Origin of the sequence: Rickettsia africae ESF-5 (assembly GCF_000023005.1) — a bacterium.
GTDB lineage: Bacteria > Pseudomonadota > Alphaproteobacteria > Rickettsiales > Rickettsiaceae > Rickettsia > Rickettsia rickettsii.
On sequence record NC_012633.1, the window covers coordinates 1,087,782 to 1,100,318 of the forward strand.

Here is a 12,537-nt window from a genome sequence, read left to right on the forward strand (position 1 = left end):
AATAATAATATGATTATTTCTGTTGTTATTATATTATATAAAATAACTTAAGCAAGAGGCATAGAAAATAAGTGGAAACGATATTTGCACAAAGCTCTGCATTCGGTAAAGCAGGCGTAGCAGTTTTTAGGATTTCTGGTCCTAAAAGTTTAGAAGTTTTACAGCTACTTACCGGTAGAAAGGACTTTAAATCAAGATTAATGTATTATCAACAAATTACAGTCCCTGAAACTAAGGAGCTAATCGATAATGTTATGGTTGTTTATTTTAAGTCACCTGGTAGCTTTACCGGGGAAGACGTAGTCGAAATTCACACGCATGGCAGTAAAGCTATATCTATAATGCTGACAAATGCATTATTAAATATAGCTGGTATTCGTTTGGCAGAAGCAGGAGAGTTTACCAAAAGAGCTTTTTTAAATAACAAATTTGATTTAACAGCAGCAGAGGGGATAGCCGATTTAATTAATGCCGAAACTATAATGCAGCATAAGCAAGCAATTAGACAAGCAAGCGGCAAACTTGAAGCATTATATAATAATTGGCGTAGTCAGCTTTTAAAAATGATCTCTCTGCTTGAAGCTTATATAGATTTCCCGGATGAAGATATACCTGATACCGTCCTTAATGAAGTTACTAATACTCATACAATTCTTGTAAATACAATATCGGAATATCTTAATGATAACAGAAAAGGAGAATTACTACGAAGTGGTCTTAAGCTTGCAATTATCGGTCCGCCAAACGTTGGTAAGTCTAGCTTACTAAACTTCTTAATGCAGAGAGATATAGCGATTGTCTCAAATATTGCAGGAACTACTAGAGATATAATTGAGGGACATTTAGACATTGGCGGCTATCCTATTATTTTACAGGATACAGCAGGTATAAGAGAAGAAAGTAGTGACATTATCGAGCAGGAAGGTATAAAACGAGCTATAAATTCAGCTAAAACAGCAGATATTAAAATTATAATGTTTGATGCCGAAAAATTAGACTCCTCTATAAATGAAGATATTATTAATTTAATTGATGAAAATACTATCACAATAATTAATAAAATCGATTTAATCGAAGCTAGTAAAATCTTTTCTATTGAAAATAAATATAAATGCTTAAGAGTTTCAGTAAAAAATAATATTGCGCTTTCAAGTATATTAAAAAATATTGAAAATATTGCCGAAAATATGGCAGGATTTACTGAAACTCCTTATATAACAAATCAGCGTCATCGTAACTATTTACAACAAGCTCTCTCACATTTAACGGCTTTTAGCTTAGATAATGATTTAGTTCTAGCAACTGAAGATATTAGAATGACGGCACGCTGCATCGGTGCAATTACAGGTGTTATCAACGTAGAAGAAATACTAGGCGAGATCTTTAAAAATTTCTGCATAGGTAAGTAATATTGTATAGCTCGTTCTATGTCATCCCCGCAAGGTATTATTGCATGGACACCAAATCATCATTGCGAGCGACTGTAAGGAGCGTGGCAACCTCATGAAACAGTAGATTTCTTGCATAACCTCCTTCTAATTGTACTTCAATCCGGTACTCACATCCGTTTCCTGTAAATTCCTCTTTATAAGATAGGTTATGCAAGAAGTCTAGTACAAAATGATTGCCAATTCGAGGCTTTGTCTCTCCTCACAATGACGAAAAAACGAAACATTACAGCATAACAATCATCTTTCTCAAATCTTTCCATATATTAATTTATTTTAACTTTATCTTGACAAAAACATTAACATACTTTAGAAACCACGTTTTATTAATTAAAGGAGTAACATTATGGCATATATATTAAATATAAATTTTAACTGCGTTATGCCTATATTTAGCAATGAAATAGTAAGCCGTTTACCGGGTAATGTAAGCCACATCATTCATAAATTAAGCAGTACTATATTTTCATCAGTATATAGTACTGTTAAAGGAACTTTTAAAAAAGGTTATATAGTGGATAATACACAGTGTAATTGGAAAAACATTGCACAATCTTTCAATGAGTCCCCAAATGATTTTTCAATACTATACCAAGAGTGCAACAATGGTTTAAATATTCCAATAAATAATATTTTTATCGATGCTGAAAATAATCCTCATATACTTTTACAACAAGCCGTAACACCTCATCAAAACGGTACGGCTAGTATTCTTAATCAACTTTATAAAGTAATAAATGATTATATATTCTCTCAAGGCAATATTACCGAAACTAGCGGAGCTGATTTCTTAGGTTTAAATGAATGCACTAAAGAAGAAGCTATGAGTGCTTTACAAAACTATAACGCTTATAAAAAAACTTTAATCTCTCGTAAATCGTTTATAAATACTCTTGAAAATACTCTAAATCACTTAGGTCTCTCTTTAGATAATGTCTCTCCTACAGAAATAGGTAAAAATATTTTAGATCAACTCGGTAAAGCTTACACTGACCCTACTACTACAGAAAGACCTAACGATGATACAAATGACGGTGGATATAGCAGCGGTGCTTATATAGCTGGAATAGCATTAGGAACATTAGCTGTAGGTACGATCTTAGGGTATTGTATTAAATATGGATGGGATTGGTATAAGGGAAGAAATATACAAAATGAACATTTAGATTTAATAATAAAGAATAAAGAATTAGCATTTGTAGAACTACTATATGAAAATTTTAAGCAGAATGCAGTTATATTCGATGAAGTTATAAAAATAAATAATTTACATGATATTATAAAACTAGCAAAATCTATTAAGAAATATGAATTCTCAATACTACCACTAACTAATTTAAATAATGAAATTGTAAAATTAAATTCCCCATCCGCTATAGCAATGAACTTAGATTCTTCAAGCGGAATATTGCATGAAATATGTAAGAGTCTTGGCGGTGATGATAGTTTTCAGACTATCAGCAACTTTGCACGCTTAATAACAATTATACGAACAACAAATCCCAAGTCTGAAAAATATAAAGAAAGCATTATAGAAATATTTGAGATATTTAATCCTTGTTACACAGATATTAACTATCAAAATTGCGAAATGCCGTTATTAGCCGATGTATCATCACCATATAACTCCTTAGGTATAGAAGCATAGAACATTGTTAGTACCATAACAAACCATCATTGACTTTTTGAAAGTTATATATAAAATGATGCTTAGAGTAGCAAAGTGTTATTTCAGGGTGTCGAAACCTCTGCCAAAAGTGAGAACATTTCTTACAAAACTGATGCAATCCTCGACTTCACGGTCGGGGGGTTATAATAGTTATGTCCAAGATTTAAAGCTTAAGCTTAGAACCTAAAGGCTATTATGGCTATCGTTGATGGTTTTCTTACTCCCCCGACCACTAAGAGTTTATTTCTCTTCGGTGGTTGAAACTTAAGCAGTGTAAGTTTAATTAATCGGGAACAAATATGTCTGACCACAATACTAAAACCATCCCAAGACTCATCATAGAATTTATTTTAAATGAACATAAAAAAATCTAAGAGCCAAGATAGCAGATTTACTAGAAAGACCTATAACAAAAAGCGATATCGAAAGAATAGAACAACGCTTAACAGAATTAGAAAAAATATTTAGTAATGATTTATAGCCTTGAAAATATCATCATCTCATTTTATTAACTACCTACTATAAAAATAAGCACTAAGATCATTATTAACCATTCATGGTAAATAGTGCAAAAATAGCAAAAGACGGTAAGGTTTCTATACCAGTTTCATCATATTAATGTAGAGAGGTAGATACTTTAAAAGGAGGAAGAACATACATAATCACACCCGCCAATATTAGCATGATTATTCCTAGAATAATACCTACTATATTAAATGCATTTATAAAAGTAATATTAACATCCTTAATTAATTCGTAAGCAAATGAAGGTGGTAGTTGTTAAGCAATAATTATTCCTTCACCGATTGAGTCATGAGCTATTTCTGCAATTGATACAGAAACACCGTGAGGCATTACTAGATTGTTACTATATATATAAAGACGTAATACTCACAATAACAGCTATACCTAATACATTACCTAATTCATATGCTGTTTCTTGTAATGCTGCTGCACCTCCAGATCTCTCTGCCGGTACTGCATTCATCATAACTGTTACGGTGTAGAGAGGCATAGACTACTTCCTATACCAAGCAATCCAAGATATATAACATAGTATTCGATAATAAATCTCTATAGTCTAATATACTAGGTAAAATCAATGATATAGTAGTAAAGATAAGCCCACTAAACATTATTACACGTGCGATAAAGCGTGTGAATAAATATGGCATAACTAAAGATGCAATTAAAGCAAAAACTGCTGCAGGCAACATATAAAGACCTGCATACAAAGGACTTAACCCTTTGATAAACTGTAACCATAAGGACATAAGATACATTATGGATCCTAAGACACACGTAATCAGCAAATAAACTATTACTCCTATACTAAAATTGCTAATTAAGAATAAACGCATATCCACTAACGGATCATCACTTTTAAGTTGGCATAACGTAAGGTAACTATTATTAGTAACACAATGCCAATTAATAGCATTCCGCCGAATGCTAGATTCATAATACCGTATTTAGCCAACATCTCAATGTCTTGAACTAAAGCTGCCATCCCAAAAAACGATTGAAATACTCCTATCCAATCCCATGGGTTCATTACTAGGATTAGATGATTTAGGAATCCAAACTATACCAAAAGCAATAATTACTAATGCAATAGGTGCATTGATTAAAAAATGCAAATTGCCAACTTAAAAGCTCAACCAATACTCCTCCTAGTATTGGTCCTATAGCTGCTCCTACGGTTGCCATTATTCCCCACACGGATATTGCGATCATACGTTCATGTGTATTATAAAGTGGAAGGCATCATCTCTGATCCTCCTAACCCAAGTAAAGCACGACATAATACTAATCCCCATGAGCTATCAAATACATAAACTAACATTGAAGCGATGAAAAAAACTAAAAGTCCCCAAAGTAATAATCTTTTATGACCAAATCTATCTCCTAATGCACCTGCGGTAATGAGAAGACCTGATAATACTAATGCATATGCATTGATTATCCATAATTGTTGTAAATTAGATGGTTTTAAATCAAGGATTATAGTAGGAATAACAGCATACAAGACTGTAGCATCCATCGATACCAAAAGTAAGCAAATGCTTAAAATAACTAAAATATGCCATCTAAATTTATAAGATATAGATGATGAATTATCTTTAGCGATATATTCAGTTTACGGAAATTGTGGTACCATATGTGATAAGTTATTTAATAAGGGTTTTACTAAATCTATCTTTTTCGAGAACTATGGGACTGTTAACAAGTAATTTAATTAGCTTTAAAATTTCTTTTGTTAATAGTCCTAGGTTAATTCAGTTGGTAACATAGTAAGCAAGTCCAAATCAATTAACCATAACACAAGTAAATTTAACATCTAAGCATCACCTAGTATGGAAGTCAAGATTTAATCTTACAAGCACAATAACATAAATAAAATTTGATTTTTCTTTCTCAAGCTTATATTTTAATTGGTAAGTTTATAATATGGAAATTTATGTCAAATACAGATAAGGAAAGAGCCATTGCCGCAGCACTCGCACAAATTGAAAAAAGCTACGGTAAAGGTTCGGTAATGAAACTAGGGCAGCGTCCGCATGTTGATATAGAGGCCGTATCAACCGGCTCACTTGGGCTAGATATAGCTCTTGGAATCGGCGGTGTTCCCAAAGGTAGAATCATCGAAATTTTTGGTCCTGAAAGCTCAGGTAAAACCACTCTAACATTGCATTTAATTGCAGAAGCTCAAAAAAAGGGTGGTACATGTGCTTTTATTGATGCCGAGCATGCATTAGACCCTGCTTATGCTAAAAAATTAGGCGTAAATATTGATGAGCTTATTATTTCACAGCCCGATACAGGTGAACAAGCCCTAGAAATTGCCGATACATTAATTCGCTCCAGCGGTATTGATATGATAATAATAGATAGTGTTGCGGCTTTAGTACCGAAATCAGAGATTGAGGGCGAAATGGGTGATGCTCAAATGGCTTCTCAAGCAAGATTAATGAGCCAGGCTTTGCGTAAACTTACTGCATCAATTAATCGCACCAATTGTATTGCTGTTTTCATCAATCAAATCAGAATGAAAATAGGTGTGATGTTCGGTAGTCCTGAAACCACGACAGGCGGTAATGCCTTAAAATTCTATGCTTCTGTTAGGATCGATATAAGAAGAATCGGCTCCATTAAAGATAAAGAAGAAGTAATAGGCAGCCAAACCAAAGTAAAAGTAGTCAAAAACAAAGTATCTCCTCCATTTAAAACTGCAGATTTTGATATAATGTACGGTTCAGGTATTTCAAAAGAAGGCGAGATAATCGACCTTGGAGTTAAGCTTGATATTGTTGAGAAATCCGGCTCTTGGTTTTCCTACAAGAACGTACGCATAGGTCAAGGACGTGAAAACGTCAAACAATATTTAAAAGAACATCCACAAATTTCCAACGAAATTGAGAAAATAATACGTGAAAAATCGTCAAAAATTACTAATATAAATCTTGATCAAACGGAGGAAGAAAATGATTGATTTAACAGGTAAAACTTCCTTAATTACGGGAGCTTCAGGAGGCATAGGCGGAGCTATAGCGAGGTTACTACACAAACTCGGAAGCCATGTAATTATTAGCGGTAGTAATGAGGAAAAATTAAAATCCCTTGGAAAGGTTGTAAAAGATAATTATACGATAGAAGTATGTAATCTTGCCGATAAGGAAGAATGTAGCAATTTAATATCTAAAGCATCAAAGTTAGATATTTTAGTATGTAATGCCGGTATTACTAGCGATACGCTAGCAATTAGAATGAAAGATGAAGATTTTGACAAAGTTATTGATATTAATTTAAAAGCAAATTTTATTTTAAATCGTGAAGCAATAAAAAAAATGATACAAAACAGGTATGGACGTATTATTAACATATCTTCAATAGTAGGAATTTCAGGTAACCCCGGGCAGGCTAATTATTGTGCTTCTAAAGCAGGTTTAATAGGTATGACCAAATCGCTCGCTTACGAAGTTGCAACCAGAGGCATTACGGTTAACACAGTAGCTCCAGGATTTATTAAATCAGATATGACCGATAAACTAAATGAAAAACAAAGAGAAGCTATAATACAAAAAATTCCGCTAGGCACTTACGGTATGCCGGAAGACGTGGCAAACGCAGTTGCATTTTTAGCAAGCGATCAGGCATCATATATTACCGGTCAAACTATACATGTAAACGGTGGTATGTTAATGGTATAAAAATTAATAAGATTATTTTGTGCTAGCATAAAATAATTTTTTGTGCTAGAAGTTCTTTTAAAGATAAAATGTAATGAATATTTTAAATAAATATTCATACAGTTAAAATAAAGTCTAATAGCTGAATAACCACTATTATACGGCATATAAAATTAAATGATTTATGGAGTTCAAAATTATGAGTACAACGGATAAGATCGAACAGAAAGTTATTGAAATGGTTGCTGAAAAGCTAAATAAAGATAAATCGATAATAACTACGGATTCAAGATTTATAGAAGATTTGAAAGCTGATAGCCTTGATACCGTAGAGTTAATGATGGCAATAGAAGTTGAATACGGTATTGATATTCCTGATGATGAAGCCACTAAAATTAAAACCGTATCCGATGTTATAAAATATATCAAAGAACGCCAATCTTAATCTGCATAAAAAATCCCTAATAGATAATAAAAATGTCGAATCAAAGAGTAAATAAAAGAGTAGTTATTACCGGACTTGGACTTGTTACTCCTGTTGGGCTTAATGTTAGCTCATCTTGGAAAAATATTGTAGATGGAGTAAGCGGTATAAAAACTATTACAGAATTTGACACTTCTAAACTTGCGTGTAAAATTGCCGGACTTATAGATAACTCTGAGAAAGATGGATTTAAACTTGAAAATTTCATACAAGCAGATGACATTAATAGACTAAGTAAAATGGATAAATTTATCCATTACGGAGTAGCAGCCGCAACCGAAGCAGTTGAAGATAGCGGCTGGTTACCCGACGATGAACAATCTCGTGATAGAACCGGCTTGATATTAGGTTCAGGAATCGGTGGGCTTAAAATGATCGAAGATACCTCTATCAAACTTTATCAAGAAAATAACGGCAAAGTTAGTCCTTTCTTTATCCCCGCTTCATTAATTAATCTTTTATCCGGTCTTGTTTCTATAAAATACGGTTTTAGCGGTCCAAACCAAACAGCAGTAACAGCTTGCTCTACAGGGGCACATGCTATAGGCGATGCTATGCGTATGATAAAGCACGGCTATGCCGATGTTATGATCGCAGGCGGTGCGGAAGCTCCAGTTACACCTGTCGGAGTTGCAGGTTTCGTTGCTGCTAGAGCATTATGTACTAAATATAACGATAATCCTAAAAAAGCCTCAAGACCTTGGGATAAAGACCGCAGCGGCTTTGTTATGGGTGAAGGAGCAGGCGTTGTAGTCTTAGAAGAATATGAGCATGCCTTAAATCGAGGGGCTAAAGTTTACGGTGAAGTTATAGGATACGGCTCTACAGGTGACGCCTATCATATGACAGCTCCACATCCTGAAGGTAGAGGAGCTTATAGAGCGATGAGAGACGCAATACTAGATGCAACTATCACGCCCGATATGATTGATTATATTAATGCACATGGTACTTCTACTACACTTGGTGATGGAATAGAATTAGCAGCCGTACAAAAATTATTTTTAGAAGCGAATCCCAAAGTTTTAATGTCTTCTACTAAATCATCAATAGGACATTTGCTTGGTGCGGCAGGAAGTGTTGAGTTTATCTTTTCAGCTCTTGCAATTAGAGACCAGATTGCACCGCCAACCTTAAACTTAGATACCCCTATGGATGAGGTGAATATAGATTTAGTTGCACTTAAAGCTAAGAAAACTAAGATAGATTACGTGCTTTCCAACTCGTTCGGATTTGGTGGTACTAATGCTAGTTTAGTGATTAAGAGTATACTCGTTTAATTTAAAAAATTGGCACAAAGTCCTATAAGCACCGTACTCACGTATTAAGTATACGTTCCGCTCCTCGTCTTATGGACCCCTTGTGCTTTTCCAAATTAAACTTCGTTTACCAACCTTTAACTTAATGTCATTCCTGCGAAAGCAGGAATCCAGTAAAACATATAAAAACTTATTTTTATATGTTTATTCTATCAAATATGTAATTTTGTACCAATATTAAGGTTATTTTTCTAGATTCCTGCTTTCGCAGGAATGACATTAAAACTAGCCAATAATCAACTATGACCCCAATTTATTACATTAAAGACGGTAACTTAAGTTTTGCGGATAAAGTAATTTTATCTGATTTAGAGCTTTATTTGTACACAGGCGATAAGATTTGTCTTATAGGACGTAACGGCTGCGGGAAATCAAGCTTAATGAAAGTCATATCAGGTGATTATGAGTTAGATAACGGTGCATTATTTCAAGATCCTTTAGTTACAACCGGTTATTTAAGACAAGATATTTCTATAAAAACTCATCTAACTGTTTATGATTTTGTTTTACAACAAACAGATAGTACACAAGAAATAGATAAATACCAAATCGATATAATTCTAGAAAAATTACAAATCAACGGAACAGATAATTTATCCACCTATTCAGGCGGTCAACTGAGAAGAGCAAGCCTTGCTAAAGCTTTAATATTAGAGCCGGAAATATTATTACTTGATGAACCGACTAACCATCTAGATATTGCAACAATCGAATGGTTAGAAGAATTTGTTAAATCTTATAACGGTGCTATTATTTGCGTTAGTCATGATAGAACATTCCTCTCAAATGTTACTAATAAAATTTGGTGGCTTGATAGAGGAATTTTACGTAAATCCGATAAAGGATTTAAATTTTTTGATGAATGGCAAACAATTATCATAGACCAAGAAGAAGCCGCTCTTCGGAAATTAAATAAAAAATTATCTCAAGAAAATGAATGGTTAAATGCCGGTGTTACTGCTAGACGTAAACGAAATCAAAAGAGACTTGCGGATTTGAAAGCTTTAAGAGCAATAACACAAGAACAGACTGCAAAACTAGCTAGTTCAACACAAAGAGTTAGGACAGAACTTGCCGAAAATATAGCTAAAAGTAAATTCATTATTGAAGCAGATAATATTACTTTTAGTTATAAAAATACTAAAATTATCAATAATTTTAGCTTTCGTGTAAAAAACGGCGAGAAAATTGGTATAATCGGTGCAAATGGCTCAGGCAAATCTACCTTTATCAAACTACTAACAAAACAGCTTACCCCTGAAAGCGGCAAAATTATATATGGCGGTAATTTAGATATTTCATATTTTGATCAACATAGAGAAAAACTAGAGCCTAATCATACATTACAACAAACTTTATGTCCTACAGGCGGTGATCAAGTATTTTTGCCACACGGTAAAACCATGCATGTTGCCGGTTATTTAAAACAATTCATGTTTAATCCTAAACTACTTAATGCAAAAACCGCTATTTTATCAGGCGGTGAAGCTAATAGATTATTACTTGCAAAAATTCTAATTAACCCTGGCAATCTGTTAATTTTAGATGAACCGACTAATGACCTCGATATGGATAGTCTGGAAATTTTACTAGATATACTTACAGATTATTCAGGTACTTTAATAGTCGTGAGCCATGATCGTGACTTTTTAGATAGGTTAGTTACTAGAACTTTAGTTTTCGCTCAAGGTAAAATTCATGATTTAACAGGAGGTTATGAAGATTATAAGCAGTATTTTACTACCTCTCCTATAGCCAAAAAAGCTTCAAAACCACTACCACTAACTTCTCAAAAAGCACCTCTAAATAAAAAGCTATCTTATAAATATCAGCGTTTGCTTGAAACATTACCCAACTATATTGAAAAGCTAGAAATATCCATCAAACACTTAGAAAAAGAACTTGAAGACGTTAATCTATATTTAGATAATCCTCAAAAATATAACCGCATTACTAGCCAATTAATTAATGATAAAAAGAAACTAGACGAGTTATTAAATCAATGGCTAGAAATACAAGATTAATTTTTATTAAAATTTTTTTGACTTAATTATTAACTTTTGTTAACGTTTCTTGGCGTTAATATTAAAGATGATGAGCATGTCTGATATAACAGCTACATTAAAATATAAATTCGATAATTTAAAAGAGCATCTTAACAATTCTTATTCTCGCTCTCAAATAGAAATAATTCTAGGAGAATTGAGTAGTTTACAAAGCGAAGCAGCTTCATATGGCTTGAATTTTGACATATCCAATCTAAAAGAGACTGCTGAAACTAAGCTCAAGCACTATGAAGTAGAACAATCTATTGAGAAAGCTAGGGTTCAAGAAGAAGAATTTCTAAAATCACAAAGAGCAATAAAACTTGCCGAAGAAGAAAAAGAAATCGCACAAAGAATTGCTGCACTTAATAATTTGCATAATGAATTTATAAAAAATATTACTAAAGATACTAAAAGAATTGAAGAAAGTAATAAGCGTTTAGATAAGATAATAAATAAACTAGAAAAGGAAAACATTATTGATCATGAAGAGTTAAATCGTGAAATATTAACTCATGAAGAAATATTTAAACTAAATCAAGCGTATAAAGTATTACATAAAAACCATAAAAAAATAACTGAAGAACACAAACAATCACATACAGAATTAAATGAATTAAATAAAACAATAACGAATTTATCACAACAATTACAAGAAAAAGGCTTAGCACCAAAAAAAGTTAAAGAATTAAAAGAAGAATTAGAATTTCACCAAGAAATGTTAAAAATACATAAGGCACATGTAGAGAAGATTGAAAGTAGTAAAAAAATATTAGATCAAGAAATTATTAAACATGAAAAAGCACACAACATAAATAAAGATAAAATAAAGAAATTAGGAAGTGATATTAAAGAGCGTTATAAAAAAGAACCAGAAAAATATTTAGATGCATATGAAAAATATTTAGTTCTAAAACATCAGCATAAAGCAATTAAGACAGACGGCGTTGTAAAAGATATAGAGCATCATAATAAAGTACTAAATAAAATTAACGTGGATAAAACTAAATCTTTAGCTAATAAAATCAGAGAACAAACACAAGTAAAAGATCCTAATACTAGGAGTTTATCTCCTACTCGTACTCCTAATATTAAAGTTACAAATAATAAAACGAGAGGAATTTAACTAAAGTAGTAATTATTATGTCTAAATTTAAAAAATTAACTCCTGAACAAAGAAAAGCAGCTTTAGAAGCTGCAAAAGTACAATTTGAAGAACAACAGCAAAAACATAACGCAATATTTAAAGAAGCTATGCAAGCGAGTAGTCAAATCCACCAATATAATCAAGATTTAGGTAATTGTGTGGATAATGCTTCCAAAGATATCAAACTTGCCGGTAAAGCTTCTAAAGGCGTATGTGAAATAATATAACATTCTAA

13 protein-coding genes are annotated in these 12,537 nt (G+C 32.6%); 9 read left to right on the forward strand and 4 right to left on the reverse strand.

Going from position 1 to position 12,537, the window contains the following annotated elements; translation table 11 throughout:
* The first annotated feature begins 71 nt into the window (after positions 1 to 71).
* Together mnmE and RAF_RS05985 are read left to right on the forward strand one after the other, a co-directional pair.
* Entirely contained in the window at positions 72 to 1,409 is a 1,338-nt protein-coding gene (mnmE, locus tag RAF_RS05980; RefSeq protein ID WP_004997443.1) for a tRNA uridine-5-carboxymethylaminomethyl(34) synthesis GTPase MnmE, read from the forward strand.
* A 385-nt stretch (positions 1,410 to 1,794) separates the two neighbouring features.
* Positions 1,795 to 3,096 (forward strand): DUF5460 family protein, encoded by a 1,302-nt coding sequence (locus tag RAF_RS05985; RefSeq protein ID WP_012720014.1) that lies wholly within the window; start codon positions 1,795 to 1,797, stop codon positions 3,094 to 3,096.
* A gap of 889 nt (positions 3,097 to 3,985) precedes the next feature.
* On the opposite strand, the gene RAF_RS10145 is transcribed toward RAF_RS05985, so the two are convergent.
* From RAF_RS10145 to RAF_RS10450, 4 genes are all read right to left on the reverse strand, one after another.
* Positions 3,986 to 4,132 carry an MFS transporter gene (locus RAF_RS10145; protein WP_146709393.1) on the reverse strand — a complete coding sequence of 49 codons (147 nt, stop codon included), beginning with the start codon at positions 4,130 to 4,132 and terminating at the stop codon, positions 3,986 to 3,988.
* Between the two features lie 351 nt (positions 4,133 to 4,483).
* Positions 4,484 to 4,672, reverse strand: a complete 189-nt coding sequence (locus RAF_RS05995; RefSeq protein ID WP_041471951.1) for a hypothetical protein — start codon at positions 4,670 to 4,672, stop codon at positions 4,484 to 4,486.
* A 17-nt stretch (positions 4,673 to 4,689) separates the two neighbouring features.
* On the reverse strand, positions 4,690 to 4,854 hold the full coding sequence (locus RAF_RS10445) for a hypothetical protein (protein WP_327203424.1): 165 nt from the start codon (positions 4,852 to 4,854) through the stop codon (positions 4,690 to 4,692).
* Between the two features lie 13 nt (positions 4,855 to 4,867).
* Positions 4,868 to 5,161 carry an MFS transporter gene (locus tag RAF_RS10450; RefSeq protein WP_268738929.1) on the reverse strand — a complete coding sequence of 98 codons (294 nt, stop codon included), beginning with the start codon at positions 5,159 to 5,161 and terminating at the stop codon, positions 4,868 to 4,870.
* A 417-nt stretch (positions 5,162 to 5,578) separates the two neighbouring features.
* Here RAF_RS10450 and recA point away from each other — a divergent pair, with 417 nt between their 5' ends.
* From recA to RAF_RS06035, 7 genes are all read left to right on the forward strand, one after another.
* Entirely contained in the window at positions 5,579 to 6,610 is a 1,032-nt protein-coding gene (gene recA / locus RAF_RS06005) for a recombinase RecA (protein ID WP_004997434.1), read from the forward strand.
* On the forward strand, positions 6,603 to 7,328 hold the full coding sequence (fabG, locus tag RAF_RS06010; protein ID WP_012720015.1) for a 3-oxoacyl-ACP reductase FabG: 726 nt from the start codon (positions 6,603 to 6,605) through the stop codon (positions 7,326 to 7,328). Before recA ends, fabG begins: the two co-directional genes overlap by 8 nt.
* A 163-nt stretch (positions 7,329 to 7,491) precedes the next feature.
* Positions 7,492 to 7,752, forward strand: coding sequence for an acyl carrier protein (gene acpP, locus RAF_RS06015; RefSeq protein ID WP_008579292.1), 261 nt, complete (start codon positions 7,492 to 7,494; stop codon positions 7,750 to 7,752).
* Between the two features lie 32 nt (positions 7,753 to 7,784).
* On the forward strand, positions 7,785 to 9,071 hold the full coding sequence (gene fabF / locus RAF_RS06020; RefSeq protein ID WP_012720016.1) for a beta-ketoacyl-ACP synthase II: 1,287 nt from the start codon (positions 7,785 to 7,787) through the stop codon (positions 9,069 to 9,071).
* Positions 9,072 to 9,352: 281 nt separating this feature from the next.
* Entirely contained in the window at positions 9,353 to 11,134 is a 1,782-nt protein-coding gene (locus RAF_RS06025) for an ABC-F family ATP-binding cassette domain-containing protein (RefSeq protein WP_012720017.1), read from the forward strand.
* 76 nt (positions 11,135 to 11,210) lie between these two features.
* Entirely contained in the window at positions 11,211 to 12,281 is a 1,071-nt protein-coding gene (locus RAF_RS06030; protein ID WP_041471952.1) for a hypothetical protein, read from the forward strand.
* A gap of 17 nt (positions 12,282 to 12,298) precedes the next feature.
* Positions 12,299 to 12,529 carry a hypothetical protein gene (locus RAF_RS06035; RefSeq protein ID WP_014411059.1) on the forward strand — a complete coding sequence of 77 codons (231 nt, stop codon included), beginning with the start codon at positions 12,299 to 12,301 and terminating at the stop codon, positions 12,527 to 12,529.
* The last annotated feature ends 8 nt before the right edge of the window (positions 12,530 to 12,537 follow it).